We start from the raw sequence: 24289 nt of genomic DNA, 5'->3' as shown, positions 1-24289 counted from the left end.
CGACTCGATGCACGAGACGCGCCGCGCCAGCGCGTGGCTCATCTACAATCCGGTTCGCCATGAATGACATCATCCAAACCATTGCGGTCTACGCGATACCGGTTATCTTCGCCATCACCCTGCACGAAGCCGCGCACGGCTACGTGGCGCGCATGCTGGGCGATCCAACCGCCTACCAGGCCGGACGGGTCAGCCTGAATCCGGCGCGGCACATCGATCCCGTCGGCACGCTGCTGGTGCCGGTCGCCATCCTGCTGGCCTCCAAGCTTATCGGCGGCTCCATGCTGCTCTTCGGCTGGGCCAAGCCGGTCCCGGTCGACTTCGGCCGCCTGCGCCGTCCCAAAAAGGACATGGCCTGGGTGGCGCTGGCCGGACCGGCAGCCAATTTGTTCATGGCGATCCTGTGGGCGCTGTCTCTGCGCCTGCTCGTGGAAAGCGACCAGCATGAAAGCTTCTGGTCTCAAATGGCCGTGGCGGGTATCAACGTCAACCTCGTGCTGATGGCGCTCAACCTGCTGCCCATTCTTCCGCTGGACGGCGGTCGCATCCTGTTCAGCCTGCTGCCCAACCGTCTGGCGTGGCAATACTCGAAAATCGAGCCGTATGGCTTGATCATCGTCATTGTCCTGTTGGTCACCAATGTGCTCTGGTTATTGATGCAACCGGTGCTCGCGCTGGGATGGATAATCGTTCGGTGGTTTGTGTAAGTTCCCCCCGAATATCCGTTAAACTCAGCGGTTTCACTGAATCTGGCCCTGCGGCAATCCCGCCACGGGGTTTTGGAGCCCGAATCTATGGCATCCCCTGCTACCGCCGCAGGCGTTAATTTCCAGGGCAGCATGGTGGCCCTGGTCACCCCAATGCAACCCGACGGCAGCCTGGACTACGCTGCCTACCGGTCGTTGATCGACTGGCACGTCCAGGAAGGCACCGACGCGCTGGTGGTGGTGGGAACCACCGGGGAGTCGCCCACGGTCTCCATGGAAGAACATGCGGAACTGATCCGCGTTGCCGTCGAACACGCCGCCGGCCGGATTCCGGTCATTGCTGGTGTGGGCGCCAACTCCACCGACGAAGCCATCCACCTGACGCGCCACGCCAAGGCGGTCGGCGCGCATGCGGGCCTGTCGGTCGTTCCGTACTACAACAAGCCGTCGCAAGAAGGCCTGTACCGCCACTTCCGCACCATCGCGGAAGCCGTCGATCTGCCCACCATCCTGTACAACGTGCCGGGCCGCACCGTTGCCGACATGAGCAACGAGACGATCCTGCGCCTTGCACAGGTGCCGGGCATCATCGGCATCAAGGACGCCACCGGCGACATCGCCCGCGGCGGCCTGCTGCTCCGCGAGGCGCCCGCCAGCTTCCAGGTCTTCAGCGGCGACGATCCCACCGCGGCAGCCCTGATCCTGCTGGGCGCGCGCGGCAATATTTCCGTCACGGCCAACGTGGCGCCCAAGCTCATGCGCGACCTCTGTGCCGCCGCCCTGGCGGGCGACGTGCCGAAGGTCCGTGAACTTAACGCGTTCCTGGCGCGTCTGAACAAGGCTTTGTTCGTTGAAGCCAACCCCATCCCCGTCAAGTGGGCGTTGGCCGAAATGGGCCGCAGCGCACTTGGCTACCGACTGCCACTGGTCGAACTTGGCGCGCAGCATCACGCAACGGTGCGCAACGCGCTCCAGGAAACGGCGCTGCTCTAAATATCGTGAGGAAACGTATGAACAAACGTCATGCCGGTTTGTCGGCATTGATGTCTCTGGTGTTGCTGGCCGGGTGCTCCGAGGTCAACCAATTCCTGGGCAATGAAGAATCAGTCGACTACAAGAGCGCAGTGAACCAACGCGGAGAGCCCCTGAGCATTCCGCCCGACCTGACGCAAGCCAACAGCGACCCCCGCTACCGCGCGCCGGCGTCCGGCTCCACCACCTTCTCTGAATTCCAGCAGCAGGGCGTAACCCAGGCCAGCGCCCCGAAGACCAGCAACGTACTGCCCAACCGCACCGACATGCGTGTCGAGCGCGACGGCGACCTGCGTTGGCTGGTGGTGGACCGCCCGCCCGAGCAGGTGTTTCCCCGCCTCGTCGACTTCTGGACCGAAAACGGCTTCACCGTCGCCAGCAACAACCCCAGCGCCGGCCTGATCGAAACAGACTGGGCCGAGAACCGTGCCAAGATCCCGGAAAGCTGGCTGCGCCAGGCGCTGGGCGCAGTGCTTGAATCGGCCTGGGATAGCGGCGAGCGCGAGAAATTCCGCACCCGCGTCGAACGCGTCAACGGCCACACCGAGATTTACGTCAGCCACCGCCAGATGCTTGAAAAGCGCGTCGGCTCCGACGGCGGTCAAGTCCAGTGGCAGAACGGCAAGGAAGACCCGGGCCTGAACGCCGCCATGCTGGCGCGCATGATGGTCTACCTGGGTACCGACGTCGACAACGCCCGCAAGCTGGTGCAGCAAGCCGAAGCCTCGCCGCAGCGTCCCGCCGTGCAGCAAGATGTCCGCGCGCAGGGTGCATCCCTCATCGTCAGCGAATCGTTCGACCGCGCATGGCGTCGTGTCGGCGTGGCGCTCGATGGCGGCGGCTTCGCTGTCGAAGACCGCGACCGTTCGGCCGGCGACTACTTCGTGCGTTATGTCGACACCGACACCGGCGAAAAGATGGAACAGCCCGGCTTCTTCAGCCGAATGTTCTCTGGCGACAAGAAGGCGCAGGCGCCCCAGTACCGCATCCACCTGGTGGGCAGCGGCGAACAGACGACCGTCTCGGTGCTGGACGCCAACGGTTCGCCTGACAACAGTCCGACGGCGCAGCGCCTGCTGAGCGTCCTGAAGGACAAGATGTAATTGAATCGCCAAGCCGCGCACGCTCCGCGTGCCGCGGCAAGGCACAAAAAAAACCCTGGCATGACATGCCAGGGTTTTTTTGCGTCTTTCAGTGCGGGGGTTCGTGCCTGAAGCTTTACGACGCAGGGGTGGTCGAGCCGCCCGGAGTGGTCGAACCGGAGCCGGGCGTCGTGCCAGGGGTCGGTGCGGGCGAAGCCGGCGGCGTGCCGCCAGGAGCGGGCGCGGGCGTGGAGGCGCCCGGAGTCGGGTTGGCCGCCGGTGCCGGGGCATCTTCCTTCTTGTTGCAAGCGCTGAGCGCAACGGCCAGCACCGAGGCAATAATCAAGGTTTTGCTCATCATTATTTGAACTCCTATAGATGACGACTCTTGAAACCCCGTTAGGGGAAACCAGAATTCAGGCTACAGGAAGGTTCACGCTGATCGCGTATGAAAGTTAAAGCGGTGGCATCCCAAACGCAACAAACCTTTCAGCTTGGTGTTATGTCTTTCTTGATGTGACCCGGCTTACAGACCTGATTTCTTTCTGTGCGACACGGATACTTTGACGTTTCCAGATACTACTCGGGACGGTAATGAATCCAGCCCGAGTCCAGCCAGTCCGCCAGGCAGGTGCGCGCGTCCTCTGACAGACGGGCGCAAGCGGGATGCGCGCAATCCAGGCTACGCGCGTCGGCCAATAGGCGCAACGCGGCGTCCGCGGGCGTCATGGCCGTTTCCCCGTTGATGAAGAGCTGCTTGCCGCGATACAGCATGCGGCTGCGGCGATCCAGCACGAGGCGGCCGGACGCGGGCCAGTCTTCCTCCAGATCCACGTCCATGCCCTCGGGCGCATCGAACACGCTGAGATTGCTGGGCTCGGTCAGCCAGCAGCCCAGGAAGCGCGACGCCAGGGCGTCGTCAAAGCGCAGCTTTTCGACGGTTTCCAGCGTGGCGGCCACCAGTGCGTCGGGCAGCGCCGCGGGCGTGTCCACGGCCGGCTGGGCCGGATCGCGGTAGACGGCCGACAGCTTTGCGCCGGGCAACGCCGGTTCGCCGTAGGGGCCGCCCAGCAGGCCCACGCGCGCCATGACCTGGTCGGCTGCCGCTTCCAGCAGGCCGCGCGCCAGCGTCGCCTGCGTCGGTGCGCGAAAGCCAATGGAGATCGTCATGCAGCCGTCGCCCATGGCAATGCCGTCATGCGCGGCCTGCGGCGGCAGGTACAGCATGTCACCGGGCGCCAGCACCGCCTTTTCCTCGGGCTGGAAGTTGCTCAGGATCTTGAGCGGCAGACCAGGCTCCAGCGACAGGTCCTTCTGACGGCCATAGCTCCATTCGCGCTCGCCCGCGGCCTGCAGCAGGAATACGTCGTAGCTGTCAAAGTGCGGACCGACGCCGCCGCCGTGGCTGGCAACGCTGATCATCACGTCGTCCAGGCGGGCGTCCGGAATGAAGCGGAACAGGGCCATCAGCTCGGCCGCCGCATCGCTGTGCAGGTCCACGCTCTGCACCAGCAGGGTCCAGTCGCCCTCGTTGTCCTTGGGCAGGCGCGCAAACGGGCCGTTCTCCATCTGCCATTCGCCGTTTTCGCGCCAGATCAGGCGCGATTCCACGTCGTCGCGGCGCGCGAGCTTCTTGATGGCCGCGATGGTGACGGGCGGCTTGAAGGCCGGGATGGCCTGGCGGATCAGCAGCGGCTTCTTCTGCCAGTAACGGCGCATGAAGTCGTTGGGGCTTTGATTGCCCAGGAGCGGCAGCGGTTGGTCGAGGTTCATTGGAGGTGCTTCTTCAAGCGGTAAAGGGCATCCAGCGCTTCGCGCGGGGTGAGGCTGTCGGGGTCAATGGCGGAAAGCTCTTCGCGCAGCGAGTCCAGGGCCTCGATGGCGTCGGAGCGTTCGGCTTCGGCGTAGGCCTGCGCGTCGGCCTCGGCGGCGGCCGAGAACAGACCGAGCTGCGGCGTGGGGGCGCCTTGCGCCTCCAGACGTTCGAGTTCGCGCGTCGCCTGCCGGATGACGGCGGCGGGCACACCTGCACGCTGGGCCACCTGAATCCCGTAGCTGCGGCTGGCCGGGCCTTCGCGCACTTCGTGCAGGAAGACGATGCCGCTTGCCGATTCGGCGGCGGCCAGGTGCACGTTGGCGGCCGTGGCTTGCTCGGCAGGCAGGCGGGTCAGTTCAAAGTAGTGCGTCGCAAACAGCGTCAGCGCGCGGTTGTGCGACAAGAGCCGGCAGGCGATGGCCCAGGCGAGCGCCAGGCCGTCGTACGTGGACGTGCCGCGGCCGATCTCGTCCATCAGCACCAGGCTGTTGGGCGTGCTGGCAGACAGGATGGCTGCGGCCTCCGTCATTTCCATCATGAAGGTCGAGCGCCCGCCCGCCAGATCGTCGGCCGCGCCGATCCGGGTGAAAATGCGGTCGATCTTGCCGATCCGGGCGCGCGACGCGGGCACGAAGCTGCCAATGCGCGCCAGCAGCACGATCAGCGCCACCTGCCGCATGTAAGTCGACTTACCGCCCATGTTCGGGCCGGTGATCAGCAGCATGCGCCGCGCCGGATCCAGCCGGCAGCCGTTCGGCGTGAAGCGTTCGATCGCGCGCTCGACCACCGGGTGGCGGCCGGCGTCGATGTCGATGTCGGCTTGCTCGGACAGCTCGGGCGCCACCCAGTCGTGGCGCTGCGCATGCTCGGCCAGGGCGGCCAGCGTGTCCAGTTCAGCCAGCGCTGCAGCGCAGTCGGACAGCGGGCGCACGTGTTCGGCCAGCACGTCGAGCAATTGCTCGAACAGCCATTTTTCGCGGGCCAGCGAGCGGTCCTGCGCGGACAGCACCTTGTCTTCCCAGGTCTTTAGCTCGGGCGTGATGTAGCGTTCGGCGTTCTTGAGCGTCTGGCGGCGGCGGTAGTCTTCGGGCACCTTGGCCGTCTGGCCCTTGGTGACCTCGATATAGAAGCCATGCACGCGATTGAACTCCACGCGCAGATTGCTGATGCCGGTGCGCTCGCGTTCGCGGGCTTCCAGCTGGACAAGATAGTCGCCGCCATCGGCGGCCAGTCCGCGCAATTCGTCCAGCTCCGCGTCAAAGCCGGCCGCCAGCACGCCGCCATCGCGGATGGCCACGGCCGGTTCGGGCGCGATGGCGCGCACCAGCAGCGCGGCCAGCGCGGGATCCACGGACAGATGAGAAATCAGCTCGCCGATGCGCGGCGAGGCCGACATGGGTTCGACCAGATCGGCCAGCGCGGGCAGGGCCTGCAGCGCGTCCCGCAGACTGGCCAGTTCGCGCGGGCGCACGGAGCGCAGAGCCAGACGCGCAGCGATCCGCTCGATATCGGGAAAGGCGTTCAGCGCGGCGCGCAGGGCTTCCAGCAAGCCCGCCGAGCCGAAGGTCTGCTCGACGTCCATGCGCCCGGCCAGCAGCGCCGAAATGGCCTGCTGGCGCGCCAGTGCCTGGTCGTTCTCGCGCAAGGGGTGATGCAGCCAGCGGCGCAGCAAACGGCTGCCCATCGGCGTGCGGCAACCGTCCAGCAGCGAGAACAACGTGGGCGAGTCTTCGCCAGACAGCGTCTGCGTCAGTTCCAGATTGCGGCGCGTGACCGGGTCCAGCAGTACGAACTGCCCGGGCCGCTCGGCCGACAGGCTTTGCACGTGCGCAAGCGCCTGCGATTGCGTGCGGGCCGCATAGCGAAGCAGGGCGCCCGCCGCGCAGATGCCGGCCGGCATGTCTTCGATGTCGAAACCCGCCAGCGTGTCCGTCTTGAAATGCGCGAGCAGGTGCGCGCGAGCGCCGTCGCTTTCAAAATGCCAGTCCGGCACCCGGGCGCGCGCGCCTTCGAACGGAAAGTCGAACTCGGCACTGTCGGCGCAAATAATTTCCGCCGGCGCGACCCGGTGCAACTCGGATTCCAGCTGGGCAGGCGCGCATTCGGTCACGCGGAACTCGCCGCTGGCCAGATTCAGCCAGGCCAGCCCCGCACGCGGCGCACGGGCGCTGCCGCTGACGAAAATGGCCGCCAGCGCGCGGTCCGCCTTGGCGGGCAAGAGCGCGTCGTCGGTCAACGTGCCGGGCGTGACGATGCGCACGATGCGACGCTCGACCGGGCCCTTGGAGGCAGCGGGATCGCCGATCTGCTCGCAGATGGCGATGGACTCGCCCATGGCCACGAGCCGCGCAAGATATTGCTCCATGGCGTGCACGGGTAGGCCGGCCATGGGGATGGGCACGCCATTGGACGAGCCCCGCTTGGTCAACGTCAGATTGAGCAGCCGCGCGCCGCGCTCGGCGTCTTCATAGAACATTTCATAGAAGTCGCCCATGCGATAGAAAAGCAGCAACGGCCCGGCCTCGGCTTTGAGGCGCAGGTACTGTTGCATCATGGGGGTATGGCCCGCGTGGGCGTCGGCGGCGGTGTTTTGCAGTGCAGAATTCATGCCCGTGATTGTATCGGGGCGGGCAAGGCGCCGCTGAGCCGGGGCGCGGCGAATTCGTTGCGGTTTGCGATTTTCGGCATGGCGGACGGTGCGCATGCCGGTCGTCCGCCGGCCAACGTTGTCTCGCGTCGGGCTTCCGGTGTTTGCCGCGCGGCGCCTGGACCGGAAGGTCTGCATGTTCCTGCGGCCGGGATCGAGCCGGTCGCAGGGCGGGCAATCATGCCAAACTCATCGCCCGCGCTCAGGCGGTGGTGATTCCCCAACGCTGCTTGGCGAGCGCGGTGTCTTCGCTTTCAGGGTCTACGAACGTCCAATTTTTCTCGAGGTAGTTCTTTGCGGTCAGTTCGTTGCCCTTGATGGACATATACAACTGAAGCCCGAGATATATTGCCGCATGGATAAGCACGGCAATCGCCTGCACTTCCTCGGTCGGCTCCGGCATGATCAAGTTAATGGCGCCGACGGCCAAAAATACTGCGCCCCAAACATGGAGGCCGCGCAGGAAGAGCGGAATTCCAAACATGCCGGAAAATAGAAAAATCGTCCAGCTCCAGCCAACCTTTACCTGTTTTATTTCGCCTGTTTTTGGGTTTTGCATACTAACTTTCATGGGCTCTCCGGAATAAAACGCTAGCTCGTATATTCGCTAGTGAAAAAATTCTAGAGCATAATTTCCGAATGAAAATTGTTACGTCAATATGTAAATGTTGATTAATTTTCCCTCTGATGGCGCGCGGATTCCTCCGTCGGTGTTTCCGAAACATTGGTTTCCCTTCGCGGTTTCATAGAGGAAATGAACAGCGCGGAATTGGCGAAAACACAGAAGATTAAGAAAATGAGGGCTTGTTTTACGTCGCCGTGGTAGTGAAATTCTTCAAAGGCCGAAAGTAATAATCGAATATTTACTACGCAATTATTATTGGTGGTGGTTGGGGTCTACGGTTCTTCAGACATAATATTTTTTTGATAAGCGCGCTCGTAATTGGTCGTCGCGTCCTCGCAGCCCATGTCTGCAGGCCTGCTTGCAGCGTCATTGCGCTGGCGGGCACAATTCCCCCTCGTGGCGCATGTGGACGCCACGGGAGAAACACCGCCATGCCCGATATTCCCGTACCAGCCGTACTGGACGCCACCGAGCGCGTTTCCATTTCGAACGGCGACCACCAGGCTGAGTTTTCGCCCGGCGGGGGCGGGCGGCTGACGCGGCTATCAACCAGCGGACACGACTGGATCGTGCCGCTGACCGCCACCGAGTGGCCCGCCGGCAAATGGCCGCGCGCGGGGTCGTATCCGCTGGCGCCTTATGCCAATCGCATTCGCGACGGCGTCTTCACCTTCAACGGCGCCCGATACGCGCTGCAGTCCGTGCCCAACCGGCCGCAGGCGATCCATGGCGCCGGGCTGTTCCAGTCGTGGCAGGTGCGCAATCTGACGGCCGACAGCGTCGACCTGGTGCTGGACCAGCCAGCCGGCGTGCTGGGCTGGCCCTGGCCGTTTGAGTGCGTACAACGCTGGCGGCTGGACAGCCGCGGACTCAGCCTGAAGCTGTCCATCTCTAACCACGGCGACACCCCGATGCCGTGCGGCATGGGCATTCATCCGTATTTCACGGCGCAGCGCGTTTCGCTGCATGCTCGGCGCATCTGGCCGTCGGATGAGAATGGTCTGCCCACCGGAAGCAAAACGACGACGGTGCGGGAATTGCGCCAGTCCGCCGAGGGCTGCGATACGTACCTGTCGCAATGGCAGGGGCGCGCGACATTGCATTGGCCCGATGGCCACGAGCTGGCAATGCATGCCGATCCGGCGTTTGCACATCTGGTGGTGTACACCGCGCCGGGTGCGGATTTTCTTTGCGTGGAACCGGTCACCAACGTGGCCGATGCCTTCAATCTGGCGGCGGCCGGCGACACCCGTACCGGCATGCAGGTGCTGGAACCGGGCAAGCGCCTCGCTGCAACGCTGCTGCTGGGGCTTGCACCAGCTCGCAAAAAGTGAATGGCAGCTTGGTAACCGCCGCGCCCTGCGGCGATAATCCGCACAAATCAAGAATCAGGAGTCGTTACGTGAAAAAGCTCAGCACTGAACAATTGCAGGCCGCTGTCGAGACGCTGCGCCGGACGCAGGCCAAGCTGGCTCGCGCGGGCAACCTGCCGCTGGAGCCGACCATCTACGCCAGCGCCAAGGGCTTTCGCCGCAACGTGCCCGATTATGTGTGGTCGTGGCTGTCGGGCCTGCTGGCGCCGCACAAGAGTCTGTCCGCCTGGATGGACGCGCACCAGACGGGTTGGCGCGAAGGAAAGACGCCGGCCGCCGCCGTCTATGCCCGCACGGAAAACGGCTGGTTCCAGTGGCTGATCGCCGAGCTGGAAGCCGAGATCAGCGACCCGCACGCACGCGCCAAGCGCGAAGGCCGAGCCTGACAGGCTCGGTCGCGCCCGGCGTGCCGCGCCGGCCCACGCGGCCCCGCTCGGGATCGCCGCGTTTCTAGAACCCCTCCAGCACGATCTTGCCGCGCGCCTTACCGCTTTCAATGAAAGCGTGGGCGCGCCGCAGGTTTTCGGCGTTGATCTTGCCGTAGTGCTCGCCCAGCGTCGTGCGCAGCGTGCCGTTGTCGATCAGGCGGGCGGCCTGGTTCAGCAGCTCGTGCTGGGCGATGAGATCGGGCGTGTTGTGCAGCGGCCGCGCAAACATGAACTCCCAATGCAGCGAGGCCGATTTGCCCTTGAGCAGCCGCACATCCACGGCGGCCGGGTCGTCGATCAGCGCGATCTTGCCCTGCGGCGCGATCGCCTCTGCCATCTGCGCAAAGTGCTTGTCCGTGTGGGTCAGGCCCGCGATATAGCTGACGTTTTCAAAGCCGATGCGCTTGAGTTCCTCGGTCAGCGGCCGGGTGTGATCGATGACGTGATGCGCGCCCAGTTCGTGCACCCAGGCCTGGGTCTCGGGCCGCGAGGCCGTGCCGATCACCGTCAGGCCCGTAAGCTGGCGCGCCAACTGCACGAGAATTGAGCCCACCCCGCCAGCCGCGCCGACGACGAGCAGGCTGCGCTGGCTGGGGGCGGCGTTGTCCAGCACCCGCAGGCGGTCGAACAGAAGTTCCCACGCGGTAATGGTGGTCAGGGGCAGGGCGGCGGCCTGCGCAAAGTCCAGGCTCTTGGGCATGTGGCCGACGATGCGTTCGTCCACGATGTGGAGTTCGCTGTTGGCGCCGGGGCGGGTCAGGGCGCCGGCATACCAGACGCGGTCACCTGGCTTGAAGAGGCTGGTCCGGGCGCCAACCGCGCGCACCACGCCTGCGGCGTCCCAGCCGATGATTTCGGGTTGTCCGTCCTGCGGCTTGCGGTTGGCGCGGATCTTCACGTCAACGGGATTGACCGAGATGGCGTGCACGTCCACCAGCAGGTCGTGGTCGCCCGGCACGGGTTCCGGGACGGTGATGTCCTGCAGCGCGTTGGCGTTATCGGCGGGCAGGTTCTTGAAGTAGGCAATGGCTTTCATGTGGGGGTTCAGGCTGTTCAGGGGATCAGATGATGGAGCGGACCACACCGCCGTCCACGCGCAGGGCTGCGCCGTTGGTGGCTGACGCTTGCGTCGAGCAGGTGTAGACGACGATGTTCGCCACTTCTTCCACCGTGGCAAGGCGGCGCAGCAGCGACGTGGGGCGATGCTGAGCGATGAAGTCCTGCTCCATCTGTTCCTGCGAAACGCCCTGTTCCTTCGCCATTTCCGCGAAGAAGTCGGAGACGCCTTCGGAACGGGTCGGGCCCGGCAGCACGGCGTTGACGGTGACATTGGTGCCCGCGGTCAGCTCGGCCAGACCGCGCGACACGGCGAGCTGAGCCGTCTTGCTGACGCCGTAGTGGATCATCTCGGCGGGGATCTGCACGGCGGACTCGCTGGAGATGAAGACGATTCGGCCCCAGTTGGCCGCCAGCATCCGCGGCAGGTAGTAGCGCGACAGGCGGATGCCGCTCATGACGTTGGTGTCCATCATGGCCTGCCAGTCGTCGTCGGTGATTTCGGTGAAGGACTTGGGCGTGAACGTGCCGGCGTTGTTGACCAGGATATCCACGTCGGGATGCGCGGCGCAGACCGACGCCGCGCCGTCCGCCGTGGCCAGGTCCGCTTGCACGGTCGTGACCTGCGCGCCTGCCACCTGCTGCGAGATGGACTGCGCAGCCTGCGCCAGCTTGCTCGCATTGCGGCCATGCAGGACGACCTGCGCCCCGGCTTCGGCCAGTCCGGTGGCGATGGCCAAGCCGATGCCACCGGACGATCCGGTGACCAATGCTTTCTTGCCCTTCAGTTCGATTTTCATGCGGTGACTCCTTGCGTGTCGGGGAATGACTGCATGATTACCCACACCGCAGCGGGGAAAAACGGGCTAGCATCGCAGGCAGTTTCAATAAATTTTTGAAAATGAGGCCGTGTGGTCCGATTCGAGGATTTGAGGATTTTTGTCGCCGCGACGGATCTCGGCAGCTTTTCCGCTGCCGCGCGCGAACTCGACCTGACGCCGGCGGTGGCCAGCGCCGCGCTCAAGCGGCTGGAACAGGAGCTTGAGACGAGGCTCTTCGTGCGGTCCACGCGCAGCCTGCGCCTGACCAGCGACGGCGAGCGCTATCTGGAATACGCGCGCTCCGCGATTTCCACGCTCGACGCCGGCAAGAATGCGATGGCGCGGGACAAGACGGACATCGCGGGCACCCTGTCGGTGTCGATCCCTTCGGACCTGGGCCGCCACGTGCTGCTGCCGTGGCTGGATGAGTTCCAGCGGCAGCATCCACGCGTCAACTTCCAGCTGCGCATCAGCGACCGGCTGGCGGACCTGTACCGGCAGCCGGTCGACATCGCCGTGCGCTATGGCACGCCAAACGATTCGAGCCTGGTGGCGCTACCGCTTGCCGAGCACAACCGGCGCGTGGTGTGTGCGGCGCCCGCGTATCTGGCGCGGCACGGTGTGCCGCAAACGCCGGCGGATTTGCGGCGGCACAACTGCTTGTCCTTCGTGCTCGGTGAGACCCTGCACGACCGTTGGACGTTCGAGCACGATGGCACCAGCTTCACCATTCCGGTCAAGGGCGATCGCGTCGGCGATGACGGCGATCTGGTCCGGCGGTGGGCGCTGGCCGGGCACGGCGTTGCATACAAATCACGCTACGACGTGCTGACGGACCTGCGCGCGGGCCGGCTCGTCGAACTGCTGGCCGGCTATGTCAGCGAACCTTCGCCGCTATACCTGCTGTGCGTGCACCGCATGCTGCTGTCGCCGGCGGTGCGGCGATTGCGGGAGTTCCTGCAGGAACGGTTCAAGGCGTTTGAGGCGGGATAGCGGCGCGTTGTGAAGGGATGCTGCGCATGGACACGCCGCACCGGTTCGCCCTATCAATGCGCCGCATGATGCCCGCCCGCTGCCTGCTTGTTCGCCGCACGCGTGCGCGCCGCCTTCTTGGCTGCGGCCGAGCGACCGGCAGCGCCCTTGGTCGCCGCTGCCTTACGCGCCGCAGCCGAGCGGTCCGCAGCCGTGCGCTGGCTGGCCGTTTTGGTGGCGTTGCGTGACAGCGCCGAGTTCGACGCAGGCTTGGTGCTTTCTTTCTTCAGGGCCTTGGTCGCGGCCTTGGATCGCGTGCTCGACTTGGCGTGGCCGTCGTGCGCCGCGCGAGTGTCCTGCTCAGCCTTGCGCTTGGTTTCGGCGCTGGCCTTCTTGGGCGTGCCGAGTTTCACGCCAGCGCGCCGCGCCTTGGACAGGCCGATCGCGATAGCCTGCTTGCTGGACCGCACGCCGTGCTTGCCTTCGCGCACGTTGTCGATCTCCTCTCGCACGAATTCTCCGGCCTGCGTGGACGCGGACTTGCCTTCGCGCTTGTCGCGCTTGGCGCGTTCAATGGTTTTTCGTTCAGGCATGGTGACCTCCTTTGCTTGGCGTTGCAAAAGCGATTCCGTCGCCGGTCGAGACCGCGCGACGGAACTCGTAACACCACTCTATCGCTGCGCAGGTATCCTGTGTGTTCGAATGGATTGCCGGTCGTAAGCGCCGGAACACGGCCTAAGCATCGACGATTCACGACTCACCTCACAGCGGAGACGAGCTATGTCGAATCATGTCTACAAGCAGATCGAGTTGGTGGGCTCTTCCACCAAATCCTCCGACGATGCGATCGCGAAAGCCATTGAGCGCGCGTCCGAAACCTTGCGCAACCTCGATTGGTTCGAGGTCACTGAAGTGCGCGGTCACATCAAGGACGGCAAGGTGGCGCACTGGCAGGTGGGATTGAAGATCGGCATGCGCCTCGAAGCCGATTCCTGATCCCGTGCTGGTCATTTCTTGACCGCACCTCGCAAGTGACTGTCGGATAAGGAGTTTCCGGACTTGTTGTCCGACTGTTCAGAGGCTTGTCCACATTCCGTGGGGACAAGCCTGTCCGCCTTTTCCCCAACTTCGGTCATCCACAGCGCGGCCCGCATCATGGCGGCCATGTGAGCGTTTCTTGCCCGCGACCTGCAAGTTACTGACCTGCAAGGCTTTTTGCAGACTCCCCCTAGGCTGTCCTCAGGCTTATCCACATTTGGCGGGGACAACACTGGCGCTGCCAAACTGCGTTTGGCTCTTTCTTGACCACGGCCTGCAGGGCATTGATATGAAACAGGATTTTCGACCTGCCCTCATACTGTCCTCATGCTTTTCCACAGAAGGCGGGGACAAATCCACACCGGGGTGCGCAAACACCTTCTCCGTCGCCCAGCGCGCTTAAAAACGGGGATAACTCCTCCGGAAATCGCCCAAAAGGATGATTGCGCATTTATTGACCGCACCCTGCAAGTGCTTGGCCTGACAGGAAATTTCCGACCTGCCCCAAGGCTGTCCTCACCTTTCTCCACAGTTGAGGGGGATAAGTTTCGCCGAGCGGAAAAATCTGCGGGGCGAGGCCCTGTCAGGAGTGATCTCGGCGGTGTGTTGGATCGCCGGTTGTAGCTCGCTTCGGGTTGTCGAACATCATCACGGCTTGCAGCCTCGCGCGCTTTTGAACATTCAGATTGTTTGCCACGAAAAATAGTTTTTGTCTGATGTCCAACGGTGGGTAGGTATGGGGTAATGGAAGCGCATTCCATGCGCGTCCATTGCGATTTCCATTAGCGGTGGACGCGTTCCTATTGGCGGCCTTGATCCTCACAGAACGTGGGATAGGTCTGCACGCAAAGGAATCCACCCATGTCCAAGACAACGGCCGGCGGCGCGACGTCGGCGCCGGCCTGCTGCCCGCGTATCCCCATTCTTCCTATCCGATATGCGATCGTCCCGAATGCGGATGGATCTCCCCTGTATCGGTATGCCAAGTCCGGCTTCAATCTGGAAGCGGGTTTCCAGCGACTGCAGCTTTCCTCCTATACCTTGCGTGCGCTTAGACCAGGATACGTCTACGTGTTCATGAAAGGCCCCCGCGGCGAAAAGTTAGTCATCCATGAATACGATGGTGAGGGCCATTATCAGGAACTGACGTACACGGGTTTGGAGGGCTACGACAAGAAGGACAAGTACAGGACGGGAGCGCGCATGGGGTGGGTGTGGGCAGACACCAGCCCAGCCACCGCCGCGGAGGTGTGGATTGGCTACAGCACGCATCTTTGGACCAACGCCATGACGAAGAGAATCAGCAAAGATCTTGCATCGCGCAAGCTTCACATGAGAGCGTTGGACATGGTCGAACTGACCTCCGGCGTCAAATCACCATCTGACCAGCCCCATTTACTACCGGCCAATGCCTTGATGGGGTGGGTGGAAGATTTCAAGCCTCTCGAGCATCGCCTGCCGCTGGAGTGGAGTTGCCATGCCAGCGAGGATGACTTGTCAGCCGCTACCTTCGTAGCCCAGGCCAACCACTACCGCTTCACGCAACCGCGCGTGCCTGCGGTGGTTGCACTGAATGACGCAGAGGGGATCAGCCTCGATCTGGGTTTGATTGCCGCTGCGTATCAGCATCAGATTACGGACTTGAAACGCGCGCCTCGTAAGCGGGCTGAAGGTGCCGGTCGGCCTCACTTACCCGACTGTCTGCGCTTGGACGTCGAACAACTCCATCTTGCAAGTTCAGAGTTTCATCACAAGAATCTAACCGCCCTGGTGCTGACTCGGACCCTGCGGTCCATGTTTCGCGCTGACGGCGACGATCCCGCGAGCATCGCGTCAAGACGAGGCGAGTGGCATCGGAATCAGCCGACTAACCGGCCGATACCATCGCAAGAGCAGCTTGAATATGAAGTCCTGACCGACCAAAGAATGTGTCCGCCCGGCGCGCGCCTAGCAAAAAGAATCGACACCGGACGGTATTTCGATTTCTTAAGGCAACGCAGAGAAGCCGATGCACAGCTACGCGTGATGGTGCATGAACTGGACCAAGCGTGTTCGGATCATGACTGCTGGATATCCACCGCGGAATCAAAGCATAAGCTTGACCCGAAGAGTTTAGCTGCAGCGTTCGAGACATTTGACAGGAATAGCCGTCAGTCTGCGGCGGGCTTGGAATTGTCTATCGCATTGATGTTGCAGAGCATGACGCAGGCGCTCGCTATCAAAGACGACGGGGACTCCCGGTATGAACGGCTTGAGAAATGGTGTGATGACCCGGAAAGCGCCGTTTATATTTCACTGGCCGCATTTAATCCATTTAAAGATAAAGCGGACGCAGTTGGTTCGATACTGGGCGCACCAGACGCTGTCATATCCGAGCTTGGCCTCAAATTTCCAGCGATCAACGGCGTCACCGATTTGACATCCCAGACAGTCACCACCGTCGCGTTAAAGCGGCTCAAGGGGAAGACTCGGTGGGATGCAAGCCGCAATCTCCGCCAACAAGTCCACGCGGCAGCGCGCGAGGCAAATTTGGAAAAAGCGTTGGGGTTGATGGCGGGACGCTACAGCATCTTAGATACGGTGACCACAAAACACGAGCTTTCCAAGGAATTGAAGGACCTCGTGGACAAAGGCATGGCTGAGGTGGAACGTGCCGGCAGCACCGTCAGCGTTAAAGGAAATAGAACGGTGTCGATCGAACGAACCCAGACTTCCACAGTAAAGCCGAAGTTAAAGTCATTGAGCGCTACGGCAATGGGAGTTGGATTTAACTATGGAATGCTTTACTTCAACGTTATCAATCTGGGGTATGCGCTAAAGACGCTGGAAAGTAAATACTCGCACGAGGCTGCTGTGAATTTCGCTTCGGCGCTTCTGGGGATGATAAGTTCTATAAGCGCGGCAGCGATGAGTACGCGAACCTCCTACTCGGCGATCATGGCAAAACTCGGCTATAGAATTCCTGGTCTCGCCTTTTCTGTTGCAATAAAAAGGCTTGTGATGTCCAGGTTATATGCTACGGCTACTGGCGGGGTCGCGATTATTGCAGGTTTGGCGGCCGACATAATAAAAGCCAATCGGCTCTTCCAGGGCGGCAATCAGGCTGCAGGAAATTACACGTATGCCGGAGGAACACTGGCGGCAATAGGATCGGGCGTGCTTTTGGGAACTGGCGCCATCGCCAAAGCTCTTTCGGGTGGGGCTGCGGTTGCGGGAGCATCGGCAACCGTTCCGGTAGTTGGCTGGGTGGTGGCGGCAGTCGTTCTGACGGGGGTGGCTTTGTTGGCTGGAGGTATTTGGTTCCATTCTCTAGCCGCCGCTGAAATGCATTCAGCCATGGAGCTTTGGGCCGCGCGATGCCAATTCGGTAATTTAAAAAATGACGGCGAGCGTCGGGAAGGCCTAGTGCTCGATAAAGATCTCAATCTTCCAAGATATGTGGACCCGAACACAGAAATGAAGGATTGGTATCAGGCGTTTTTTGTTCCCATCTTGCTCGATTCTGATCAAATCGAATCTCTCGGATTGACTGGCATGGCGAGCGGGTGGCACGACAAATGGTTTTCCGAAGATGACATCGAATTCGTGGTGCTTCTGCCGGGATTTGTTATGGAGCAAAGTACATGGGAAGGCGGGCTGGGCAGCGTTGGTAAAACGGTAGGGCTGGGTGAGCCTCCAGTTACAGTATTTGGCGTGGAACCGACTTGTATCACCACGTCCGCTGGCTTGGTATTGCATTTCAAAATCAAGGATACGGGGCATGCCAACGCGATATTGACGATTGAATTTAAGCCCAACCAAGGGCTGGATGAAGACGCCATCGCCGTCGCCAACTTTCTGCTAGAGGATTGAGCGGTTTGTATGTCAATAAATTGGATTTGGTCGAGCAAAGATTCTGCTGGTGTTGAGCCAAGAATCGGAGAGCAACTTGTAAGTATCGACAATGCCCGTTTGCGAATAAGAAACCCATGGGTGGCAAACTCCGCGCAGATGGGGAAGATTTATGCATCTGTCCTAATCGGCGGCACTGCTGCAGCGACGCTATTTTTTCTGAGTGAAATTTATGGGAATCCCAGATTTGATTACGGCTTCTTGATTTCAGTGGCGTCAGTGATTGCGTTCATTTCATTGATGCTTGGGGTGAGCGTTCGTGTGATAAAAAACGAATCCGATTTTCTCTTTGATAGGTCTACCAGGATGGTTCACTATAGGGAGCGCGGACGTGTAATTGCAGGCGATTGGGATTCCGCAGTAGGAGGTCAGCAATCCAAAGTGGAATTTACTGGCAAATCAGTGGTGGTAATGCACTCGCTGTTATTGAGAATGCAAGCCGAATCATCATCTCTCGACGCGGCAACGTCCTTACCGGTGTCATTGTTCGTTTCGATCGAAAGCAATGCGCCGACCGAGCCGTTTGAGATTTATGTTGCGCAAGTATGGGAGTTCATCCGAATTTTCATGGATGAAGGTCCAGACAAACTGCCGGAACCTAGCGAATCCAGCTGGTGGAACAGTCCGAATGTTCGCATTTGCCTGACTCCCGCCCAGGCATTGCGCCATTACGTCCCATGGCGCACGGGAGAACCCAATGAGATGCAAGGAAAGAGCAATTGGCTTTTGCCCCTATGGCTGGCTTTCTTCCCCTACAACATGTTTTGCGCTCTGTGTTGGTACGCGGTGTGCCGAGTATTGAAAGTCCAAGGCATGCCGCCGCCCGTGCATGTCATGGGTTCGGAATATCGCGGACCTCTGCCAGCATCCAAAGCAAAAAAAAGCCCCTCGACGAATCGAGGGGCTTGATCGCCCGGAGGTAGGTCGGGCGATCGGCGCCGGCACGATTTGGGCGTGGCCGGCATCGGCGGCAGATCAGGCGTTGAATTTCTTGATCCAGTCGACGTAGCGGTCCACCCAGCCCTGCAGGAATTTGCGGGTGCCTTCGTTGGTGATGTTGAACTGGTCGTCGACCAGGCCTTCGGAATACTGCAGGAAGACTTCCGGCGTGGTGAGGGCGTTGGCGCCTTCGGCGGCCAGGATGTTGCGCAGGTGCTGCTGCATCATGGCGGTGCCGGCGGCGCTGGGCGATGCGCCGACGATGCCCACAGCCTTGCCAGCCCACGAGTTTTGGCCCCACGGGCGCGTGCCCCAGTCGATGCCATTCTTGATGGCGGCCGGGACCGAGCGGTTGTGTTCGGGCGAGACAAAGAGAATGCCTTGCGCGTCGGCGATCTGCTGCTTGAGCTTGGCGGCGGGCGCGGGCAGGTTGTTCTCGTTGTCCTGGTTGTAGAGCGGGATGTCGCCCAGGCTCACATACTCGAACTTGAAGTCGGCCGGAACCAGCTTTTCCAGCGCACGCGCCAGGCGAAGATTGATCGAGGCGGCACGCAGGCTTCCGACGAAGACTGCAATCTTGTATGTGCTCATGCGTGTGCTCCAACGAGAGGAAAAAGGAACAGCCAGTGTAGACCTGCATGGGGCCAGGCTCAATGCCGATTGCGCATATTCATATGGCGGGTTTGGCGGCAAGTGCGACGCACGCCATGGACTGCTTCAAGTCATCAAACTGACATGCGCCGCCACGACGCGCCAGCCCTGCGGCGTGCGCATCCAGGTCTGGCTCTGGCGTCCGATGCGCGTGCTGCCTTCGCGCTGGAATTCCAGATTCGCGGTAGCGAAGTCCTGGCCATAGGTGGTGATGGCGGTGCGCAGGACCTCTCTTGCAAGGCCTTGCGGTGAACGCTGTGCGCGGAAGGCGCGGATCTCGTCGTAGCCGTAGAGGTTTTCGCCAGCGCCGTAGCGCAAGGTATGAGGGCTGTTCCAGAACAGGGTGTCGAGCACCTGCACGTCGTTGGAAACCAGCGCGGCTTCGTAGCGTTCAACGGCGGCCGTGACTTCGGCCAAGACGTCGGGCAGATTGATGTCCATTGCTGCGTATCTCCGTATGCACCGAACTGGTGCGTTGTTTAGGGTTATCACCAATATGGGGTGTGTTGCGGTGCGCAATTATTTGTTCGCTCGGCCTTAGCGGCGCTGGCGCGGGGCAAATGCTGCGCCGCAAAGCTGGCACGGGGATTGCTAGGGTTAACGTGCATAACACGCTGCACGCTGCCCAGGAGTTCCGCCATGTCTCATTCTGCCGCTTCCAGTCCGGTCACCATGCTGGTGACCCGGCACATCGCGCCCGAGCGCTATAGCGATTTCCTGTCCTGGATGCGCCAGGGCGAAATCCTGGCGGCGGGCTTTCCGGGGTTTCTCGGGTCTGGCGTGCTGCAGCCGCCGGAAGGGGGCGACGAGTACCAGATCGTGCTGCGCTTTACCGACGAGGCGAGCCTGAACCGGTGGGAAAAATCCCTGCCGCGCCGCATGTGGCTGGAACGTGGCGCGACGCTGGTGCGCGCGAGCCACGAGCATCGGGTGAGTGGCACGGCCGGCTGGTTTGCGCCGAAGGCCAGCACGCCGCCGCGCTGGAAGCAAGCGGTCAGCATCTGGTTGGCTTACTTTCCGGTGCTGCTGGTGTTCTCGGTGCTGGTGAGCGAGCACTTGAGCATCCTGCCGGTGTTCTGGCGCGTATTGATCACAAGCGTGATATTGACACCCATCATGGTGTTCGTCTGCATTCCCTTCATCTCGCGCGTGCTCCATCGCTGGCTGCGCGCAAGCTGAAGCGTTCTGTAGTCCGCCTTCACGCCGCCTTTGCGCGGCGCGTGGCATAGAGCCGGTGCAGGGTGATCTTGCGCACGGCGTCCTGGCTGTCCTTGATATGTGCGCGCAGCAGTTCCGCCGCGCGCGCACCGTCGCACGCCAGCACGGCGGACAGGATCGCGCCGTGTTCCCGGTACGTGGTGCCGATGCGGTCGGGCTGGGTGAAGTCGAGCCGGCGCACGATGCGGATCCGCTCGGTTGCCGCCCGATGCACCCGCGCGATCTCGGGGTTGCCAGCGGCCGCCACCAATTCAACGTGAAAGCGCTCGTCCAGGTCAGCCAGCCATTCACAATCGCTGGACCGTTCGTTCTCGTCGACCAGCCACGTCTCCGCGAGCGGCCGCAGCGCTAGCAGCGGATCGGGCGATTGTCCCGGGGCGCACAGCGCGTGCACCGCCGCCGCTTCGAGCACGCTGCGCAGCTCGTAGAAGTGGTCCAGCGTCTCGAAGTCCAGCGGTTTGACCAGCCATCCGTTGCGTTGCCGCACCTCCAGATAGCCTTCGCGCTCGAGACGGAATAGCGCCTCGCGCACGGGCGTGCGGCTGACCTGCAGGCGATCCGCGATCTCGGTTTCGGTGAAGCGGTCGCCCGGGGCCAGCCGGAACTCCAGGATGTCTCGCTTGAGCGTCGTGTACGCGGAGTCGGCCAGCGTGCGGGGCATGTCGATGGCGGCGAATGCGGATTCCATGTCGAGGCTCCAGGCGTTGCGATAGAAGGGGCGGGGTGGGCGTGTCAGACCGGTCGCGTGCGTGCCGCGCCGGCCTGCTCCAGCGCGTAGGCGGCGCGCAGGCAATCGGCTTCGCGCCAGGGGGCAGCGATGAGCTGCACGCCCAGCGGCAGGTGGCCGTCGTCATCCAGTTCCGGCCACGTGGGCGCCGTGCAGACCGGCAGGCCAATGGCGGAAATCGGTTGCGTCAGCAGCCCCATGCTGGCGCGGGCCGGCAGTTGCTTGCCCGCGAGTGTCAGCCAGTCCGCGCCGATTGGCGTGGCGCTGACGGGCGTGGCGGGGGCGATGAGGATGTCGTATTGCTCGAAGAGGGCCAGCGTTTCGAGGTAGGCGCGGTGGCGCACGCGCTGCGCCTGCTGCACCCACGCCGCGGGGACGAGGCTGCCAGCCACCAGGCGGTCGCGCGAGTGCGGTTCGTAGTAGTCGTAGTGCGTGACGAGCCGGCGGCGGTGCAGCGCGCCGCCTTCTGCCGCGGTGATGATGAAGGCGGCAGAGCGCGCCTGCACGGCGGCAGGCATGTCGACCACGTCGGTCGCGCCCAGGGCGCGCGCGGCGATTTCCACGGCGCGGCGCGCCTGGGGACCCGCCCATTCCGAAAAGTAGCCGCCCAGCACCGCGATGCGCAGGCCGCCTGCGCCATCGGCAATGGCCGGCAACGTGGGCGCTGCCGGGCGCTGCGCGCAGGCGACGTCCGCGGCATCGGGGCCTTGCAGCGCGTCGTAGGCGGCGGCCAGGTCGCTGGCGCTGCCTGCGAAGGGGCCCAGATGATCCAGGCTGCCCACGAACGGGAAGGAGCCCGTGCGCGGCAGGCGGCCGAAGGTGGGCTTCAGGCCGAAGACGCCGCACAGCGAGGCGGGCACGCGGATCGATCCGTTGGTGTCCGATCCCAGGGTCAGCGGCACCAGTCCGCCGGCCACGGCGGCGGCGCTGCCGCCGGACGAGCCGCCCGCGATGCGCGAGGTGTCGTGGGGATTGCGGCAGGCGCCGTAATGGGTGTTTTCGGTGGTAAAGCCGTAGGCGTGCTCGTCCATGTTGAGCGCGCCGATCAGGACGGCGCCGGCCTCGCGCATGCGCTCGACCAGCAATGCGTCGCACCGCGCGGGCGGATTGGACGCGTTGACACGGCCGCCGGCCAGCGTGACCTCGTCGGAGATGTCAAAGAGGTTTTTCACGGCGTAGGGCACACCCGCCAACGGGGGCAGCGCTTCGCCGCGCGCGCGGCGGGCGTCGATGGCCAGGGCTTCGTGCCGGGCGCGGCTTTCCGTGACGGCGGTGAAGCAGTTGTAGCGGGGATCGCGCTCGCGCACGCGGGCAAGCGTGGCGTCCAGCACCGCGGCGGCGCTGCGCTCGCCGCTGCGGACTTGGCGGGCGATGTCGTGAGCGGGGCCGGTCACGGACGGAACACCGAAGCGGATTCCAGTTCCACGGGCAGCGGCTCGTCGGCGAAGGTCGACGCGATGTCGTGGATGCGCGAGAACTGCTGCACGACCTGCTCGGCGGCGGACTCGCGCAAGGCATATCCCGACAGCGCCAGCGCGCTGCGCACGTATTGGTCGATGGTTTCCTGTGTCATGGCGAATGCTCCCGGTGTTGGCTTGGGGTTACTTGCGCACTTCGCGCTGGAAGATTTCCAGGCTCAGTTTCTTCATCTGGATGAAGCTGGGCTCGGACAGCGTCTCGACCGTGCGGGGCCGCGCATCCGTGTAGTCCAGTATTTCCGCGACCCGCGTGGGACGCTTGGTCAGCAGCAGCACCTGGTCCGCCAGGTACACGGCTTCTTCCAGGTCATGCGAGACCAGCAGCATGGTCGTGCCGGTCTGCAAAAAGACTTCCTGCAGCTTTTCGCGGATGAACAGCGTCATCTCGAAATCCAGCGCGGAAAACGGTTCGTCCAGAAACAGCACTTCGGGTCCGGGCGCCAGCGCGCGCATGATGGATGCCGTCTGCTGCTGTCCGCCCGACAGTTCATACGGATAGCGGTTCAGGTCGAACTTCACGTCGAACGAGGCCACCAGTTCCTCGACGCGCGCATCCACCTGGGCCTTGCTGCGGCCTTCCAGGCGCAGCGGATATGCGATGTTGTCGATGGTGCGCAGCCACGGGAACATGGCTTCGCGGTAGTTCTGGAACACGTAGCCGATCTTGGTCTGCGCCAGCGATTTGCCGTCGAACAGGATCTCGCCGGAATCGATGGGGATCAGCCCGGCAATCATGTTGATCAGCGTGGACTTGCCGCAGCCGTTGGGGCCGAAGACCGAGACGATCTTGCCCTTCGGGATGTCCAGGTTGAAGTCTTCATAGAGCGGCCAGCCGGCGAAATACTTGGTCAGGCCGCGGATGGTGATGTGCGTGCCCAGCGGGCCGGGCTGGAAGGGCGCCGCGGCCGGTGCGGGGGCGATGACGGGGTTGATGACGGTGGACATTTATCGGCCGCTCCAGTGAACCACGCGCTTTTCCAGCACGAGAAAGAGAATGTTGAGCACATAGCCCAGCGCGCCGGCCGCCAGGATCGCGGCGTACATTTCGCGCACGTTCAGCACCTGCTGCGCATTGATGATGCGATTGCCCAGGCCGCTGTCCGAGCCGATGAACATCTCGGCCACGATCACGATGACCAGCGCCATCGACACGCCGCTGCGCAGGCCGACAAAGGTGGGCTGCAGGCTTTCCCAGATCAGCACGTCCTTGAAAATCTGCCAGCGCGACGCGCCCATCACGCGCGCCGCCATCACGCGCTGCTTGCGGGCGTTGATGACGCCGTACGCGCTGTTGAACAGGATCACCAGCACGGCCGCGAAGGCGGCGATGGCGATCTTGTTCATGTCCGTCACGCCGAAGATCATCAGGAACAGCGGGATCAGCGCGGAAGAGGGCGTGGACCGGAAGAAGTCCACCAGGAACTCGACGCTGCGGTAGGCCTTTTCGTTGCTGCCGAGCAGCACGCCCAGCGGCACGCCGATCACGCCGGCCATCAGGAAGGCTTGCACGGTTCGGTTCAAAGACGACAGGAAATCGGCCAGCAGCGGGCCGCCCGCCATGCCCTTGACCAGCGCCACGATGGTCGCGCTGGGCGTGGGCAGCAGCACCGGACTGACAAGCTGCAGCCGCACCACCAGGTCCCACACCACAAAGAGCGCGAGCGGTCCGATCAGCGGCAGCAGGCGCGAGGTGTCGAACTTGCGCGGCGGCTTGGACATGGCCGGCTGCGCCTTGGCGGGCGCGGCAGCGGTGGCCGTAGAGGGGGCGGGCGTGGCGCCCGTAGCCGT

General features: G+C 62.9%; 24 protein-coding genes. 10 read left to right on the top strand and 14 right to left on the bottom strand.

The window, feature by feature from the left end; genetic code table 11:
- The first annotated feature begins 59 nt into the window (after positions 1-59).
- The 3 genes from CLM73_RS19380 (at position 60) to bamC (ending at position 2842) form a co-directional block, all read left to right on the top strand.
- On the top strand, positions 60-707 hold the full coding sequence (locus tag CLM73_RS19380) for a site-2 protease family protein (protein WP_105239815.1): 648 nt from the start codon (positions 60-62) through the stop codon (positions 705-707).
- A gap of 87 nt (positions 708-794) precedes the next feature.
- Positions 795-1700 (top strand): 4-hydroxy-tetrahydrodipicolinate synthase, encoded by a 906-nt coding sequence (gene dapA, locus CLM73_RS19375; RefSeq protein WP_105239814.1) that lies wholly within the window; start codon positions 795-797, stop codon positions 1698-1700.
- Positions 1701-1717: 17 nt separating this feature from the next.
- Complete coding sequence (gene bamC / locus CLM73_RS19370) at positions 1718-2842, top strand: outer membrane protein assembly factor BamC (RefSeq protein WP_056563649.1); 1125 nt, start codon at positions 1718-1720, stop codon at positions 2840-2842.
- Between the two features lie 115 nt (positions 2843-2957).
- Here the strand turns inward: bamC and CLM73_RS19365 are convergent, their stop codons facing one another.
- The 4 genes from CLM73_RS19365 to CLM73_RS19350 form a co-directional block, all read right to left on the bottom strand.
- A complete protein-coding gene (locus CLM73_RS19365) occupies positions 2958-3179 on the bottom strand; it encodes an endopeptidase (protein ID WP_234015678.1) in 222 nt (73 codons plus the stop codon).
- A gap of 221 nt (positions 3180-3400) precedes the next feature.
- Positions 3401-4594 (bottom strand): cupin domain-containing protein, encoded by a 1194-nt coding sequence (locus CLM73_RS19360; protein ID WP_105239813.1) that lies wholly within the window; start codon positions 4592-4594, stop codon positions 3401-3403.
- On the bottom strand, positions 4591-7245 hold the full coding sequence (mutS, locus tag CLM73_RS19355) for a DNA mismatch repair protein MutS (RefSeq protein WP_234015677.1): 2655 nt from the start codon (positions 7243-7245) through the stop codon (positions 4591-4593). The genes CLM73_RS19360 and mutS overlap by 4 nt, the downstream gene beginning before the upstream one ends.
- Positions 7246-7486: 241 nt before the next feature.
- Positions 7487-7855 carry a hypothetical protein gene (locus CLM73_RS19350; RefSeq protein WP_158685887.1) on the bottom strand — a complete coding sequence of 123 codons (369 nt, stop codon included), beginning with the start codon at positions 7853-7855 and terminating at the stop codon, positions 7487-7489.
- Positions 7856-8340: 485 nt separating this feature from the next.
- Here CLM73_RS19350 and CLM73_RS19345 point away from each other — a divergent pair, with 485 nt between their 5' ends.
- Together CLM73_RS19345 and CLM73_RS19340 are read left to right on the top strand one after the other, a co-directional pair.
- Positions 8341-9243: an aldose 1-epimerase gene (locus CLM73_RS19345; RefSeq protein ID WP_105239811.1), complete on the top strand. Its 903-nt coding sequence runs from the start codon at positions 8341-8343 to the stop codon at positions 9241-9243.
- A gap of 68 nt (positions 9244-9311) precedes the next feature.
- Positions 9312-9668, top strand: a complete 357-nt coding sequence (locus tag CLM73_RS19340) for a hypothetical protein (protein WP_105239810.1) — start codon at positions 9312-9314, stop codon at positions 9666-9668.
- Between the two features lie 64 nt (positions 9669-9732).
- Here the strand turns inward: CLM73_RS19340 and CLM73_RS19335 are convergent, their stop codons facing one another.
- Both CLM73_RS19335 and CLM73_RS19330 read right to left on the bottom strand, forming a co-directional pair.
- Positions 9733-10746: a zinc-binding alcohol dehydrogenase family protein gene (locus CLM73_RS19335; RefSeq protein WP_105239809.1), complete on the bottom strand. Its 1014-nt coding sequence runs from the start codon at positions 10744-10746 to the stop codon at positions 9733-9735.
- 25 nt (positions 10747-10771) lie between these two features.
- Positions 10772-11566, bottom strand: a complete 795-nt coding sequence (locus CLM73_RS19330; RefSeq protein ID WP_105239808.1) for an SDR family NAD(P)-dependent oxidoreductase — start codon at positions 11564-11566, stop codon at positions 10772-10774.
- A 111-nt stretch (positions 11567-11677) separates the two neighbouring features.
- Here CLM73_RS19330 and CLM73_RS19325 point away from each other — a divergent pair, with 111 nt between their 5' ends.
- Positions 11678-12580: a LysR family transcriptional regulator gene (locus tag CLM73_RS19325; RefSeq protein ID WP_105239807.1), complete on the top strand. Its 903-nt coding sequence runs from the start codon at positions 11678-11680 to the stop codon at positions 12578-12580.
- 53 nt (positions 12581-12633) lie between these two features.
- Here the strand turns inward: CLM73_RS19325 and CLM73_RS19320 are convergent, their stop codons facing one another.
- Positions 12634-13152, bottom strand: a complete 519-nt coding sequence (locus CLM73_RS19320) for a DUF6496 domain-containing protein (RefSeq protein ID WP_105241608.1) — start codon at positions 13150-13152, stop codon at positions 12634-12636.
- A 187-nt stretch (positions 13153-13339) separates the two neighbouring features.
- On the opposite strand from CLM73_RS19320, the gene CLM73_RS19315 reads away from it, so the two are divergent.
- From CLM73_RS19315 to CLM73_RS28965, 3 genes are all read left to right on the top strand, one after another.
- Positions 13340-13555 carry a dodecin gene (locus tag CLM73_RS19315; protein WP_105239806.1) on the top strand — a complete coding sequence of 72 codons (216 nt, stop codon included), beginning with the start codon at positions 13340-13342 and terminating at the stop codon, positions 13553-13555.
- Positions 13556-14458: 903 nt separating this feature from the next.
- The gene (locus CLM73_RS19310) at positions 14459-17449 is read left to right on the top strand and encodes a T6SS effector BTH_I2691 family protein (RefSeq protein ID WP_105239805.1); all 2991 of its coding nucleotides are present in this window, start codon (positions 14459-14461) and stop codon (positions 17447-17449) included.
- Positions 17450-17458: 9 nt separating this feature from the next.
- The gene (locus CLM73_RS28965) at positions 17459-18397 is read left to right on the top strand and encodes a hypothetical protein (RefSeq protein ID WP_234015676.1); all 939 of its coding nucleotides are present in this window, start codon (positions 17459-17461) and stop codon (positions 18395-18397) included.
- 66 nt (positions 18398-18463) lie between these two features.
- Here CLM73_RS28965 and CLM73_RS19305 read toward each other — a convergent pair whose 3' ends face one another.
- Both CLM73_RS19305 and hpxZ read right to left on the bottom strand, forming a co-directional pair.
- Positions 18464-19018: an NADPH-dependent FMN reductase gene (locus tag CLM73_RS19305; RefSeq protein ID WP_056563611.1), complete on the bottom strand. Its 555-nt coding sequence runs from the start codon at positions 19016-19018 to the stop codon at positions 18464-18466.
- Positions 19019-19144: 126 nt separating this feature from the next.
- Positions 19145-19519, bottom strand: a complete 375-nt coding sequence (gene hpxZ / locus CLM73_RS19300; protein ID WP_105239804.1) for an oxalurate catabolism protein HpxZ — start codon at positions 19517-19519, stop codon at positions 19145-19147.
- Positions 19520-19717: 198 nt separating this feature from the next.
- Here hpxZ and CLM73_RS19295 point away from each other — a divergent pair, with 198 nt between their 5' ends.
- Positions 19718-20257, top strand: a complete 540-nt coding sequence (locus CLM73_RS19295; RefSeq protein WP_105239803.1) for an antibiotic biosynthesis monooxygenase — start codon at positions 19718-19720, stop codon at positions 20255-20257.
- A 19-nt stretch (positions 20258-20276) separates the two neighbouring features.
- Here the strand turns inward: CLM73_RS19295 and CLM73_RS19290 are convergent, their stop codons facing one another.
- From CLM73_RS19290 to CLM73_RS19270, 5 genes are read right to left on the bottom strand one after another with little or no spacing between them, the layout of a single operon-like run.
- Positions 20277-20984 (bottom strand): GntR family transcriptional regulator, encoded by a 708-nt coding sequence (locus tag CLM73_RS19290; RefSeq protein WP_105239802.1) that lies wholly within the window; start codon positions 20982-20984, stop codon positions 20277-20279.
- A gap of 44 nt (positions 20985-21028) precedes the next feature.
- Positions 21029-22417: an AtzE family amidohydrolase gene (locus CLM73_RS19285; RefSeq protein ID WP_105239801.1), complete on the bottom strand. Its 1389-nt coding sequence runs from the start codon at positions 22415-22417 to the stop codon at positions 21029-21031.
- Positions 22414-22596 carry a DUF4089 domain-containing protein gene (locus CLM73_RS19280; protein WP_056563598.1) on the bottom strand — a complete coding sequence of 61 codons (183 nt, stop codon included), beginning with the start codon at positions 22594-22596 and terminating at the stop codon, positions 22414-22416. The genes CLM73_RS19285 and CLM73_RS19280 overlap by 4 nt, the downstream gene beginning before the upstream one ends.
- Before the next feature lie 28 nt (positions 22597-22624).
- Positions 22625-23446: an ABC transporter ATP-binding protein gene (locus CLM73_RS19275; RefSeq protein WP_056563596.1), complete on the bottom strand. Its 822-nt coding sequence runs from the start codon at positions 23444-23446 to the stop codon at positions 22625-22627.
- Entirely contained in the window at positions 23447-24220 is a 774-nt protein-coding gene (locus tag CLM73_RS19270) for an ABC transporter permease (protein ID WP_175124396.1), read from the bottom strand. It abuts the gene before it with no gap.
- Positions 24221-24289: the final 69 nt, after the last annotated feature.

This window comes from Achromobacter spanius, assembly GCF_002966795.1.
GTDB lineage: Bacteria > Pseudomonadota > Gammaproteobacteria > Burkholderiales > Burkholderiaceae_B > Achromobacter > Achromobacter spanius_D.
The sequence above is the reverse complement of the archived record's forward strand: the minus strand, read 5'-3'. Positions and strand labels throughout refer to the sequence as shown.

Bases quoted from the DNA above. Each gene is read 5' to 3' on its own strand.
- CLM73_RS19350 (WP_158685887.1), bottom strand. From the start codon at position 7,855: ATGAAAGTTAGTATGCAAAACCCAAAAACAGGCGAAATAAAACAGGTA.
- CLM73_RS19335 (WP_105239809.1), bottom strand. From the start codon at position 10,746: ATGAAAGCCATTGCCTACTTCAAGAACCTGCCCGCCGATAACGCCAAC.
- mutS (WP_234015677.1), bottom strand. From the start codon at position 7,245: ATGAATTCTGCACTGCAAAACACCGCCGCCGACGCCCACGCGGGCCAT.
- CLM73_RS19345 (WP_105239811.1), top strand. From the start codon at position 8,341: ATGCCCGATATTCCCGTACCAGCCGTACTGGACGCCACCGAGCGCGTT.
- dapA (WP_105239814.1), top strand. From the start codon at position 795: ATGGCATCCCCTGCTACCGCCGCAGGCGTTAATTTCCAGGGCAGCATG.
- CLM73_RS19320 (WP_105241608.1), bottom strand. From the start codon at position 13,152: ATGCCTGAACGAAAAACCATTGAACGCGCCAAGCGCGACAAGCGCGAA.
- CLM73_RS19310 (WP_105239805.1), top strand. From the start codon at position 14,459: ATGTCCAAGACAACGGCCGGCGGCGCGACGTCGGCGCCGGCCTGCTGC.
- bamC (WP_056563649.1), top strand. From the start codon at position 1,718: ATGAACAAACGTCATGCCGGTTTGTCGGCATTGATGTCTCTGGTGTTG.
- CLM73_RS19365 (WP_234015678.1), bottom strand. From the start codon at position 3,179: ATGAGCAAAACCTTGATTATTGCCTCGGTGCTGGCCGTTGCGCTCAGC.
- CLM73_RS19315 (WP_105239806.1), top strand. From the start codon at position 13,340: ATGTCGAATCATGTCTACAAGCAGATCGAGTTGGTGGGCTCTTCCACC.
- CLM73_RS19290 (WP_105239802.1), bottom strand. From the start codon at position 20,984: ATGGAATCCGCATTCGCCGCCATCGACATGCCCCGCACGCTGGCCGAC.
- CLM73_RS19360 (WP_105239813.1), bottom strand. From the start codon at position 4,594: ATGAACCTCGACCAACCGCTGCCGCTCCTGGGCAATCAAAGCCCCAAC.
- CLM73_RS19295 (WP_105239803.1), top strand. From the start codon at position 19,718: ATGTCTCATTCTGCCGCTTCCAGTCCGGTCACCATGCTGGTGACCCGG.
- CLM73_RS19305 (WP_056563611.1), bottom strand. From the start codon at position 19,018: ATGAGCACATACAAGATTGCAGTCTTCGTCGGAAGCCTGCGTGCCGCC.
- hpxZ (WP_105239804.1), bottom strand. From the start codon at position 19,519: ATGGACATCAATCTGCCCGACGTCTTGGCCGAAGTCACGGCCGCCGTT.
- CLM73_RS19275 (WP_056563596.1), bottom strand. From the start codon at position 23,446: ATGTCCACCGTCATCAACCCCGTCATCGCCCCCGCACCGGCCGCGGCG.
- CLM73_RS19330 (WP_105239808.1), bottom strand. From the start codon at position 11,566: ATGAAAATCGAACTGAAGGGCAAGAAAGCATTGGTCACCGGATCGTCC.
- CLM73_RS19270 (WP_175124396.1), bottom strand. From the start codon at position 24,220: ATGTCCAAGCCGCCGCGCAAGTTCGACACCTCGCGCCTGCTGCCGCTG.
- CLM73_RS28965 (WP_234015676.1), top strand. From the start codon at position 17,459: ATGTCAATAAATTGGATTTGGTCGAGCAAAGATTCTGCTGGTGTTGAG.
- CLM73_RS19380 (WP_105239815.1), top strand. From the start codon at position 60: ATGAATGACATCATCCAAACCATTGCGGTCTACGCGATACCGGTTATC.
- CLM73_RS19280 (WP_056563598.1), bottom strand. From the start codon at position 22,596: ATGACACAGGAAACCATCGACCAATACGTGCGCAGCGCGCTGGCGCTG.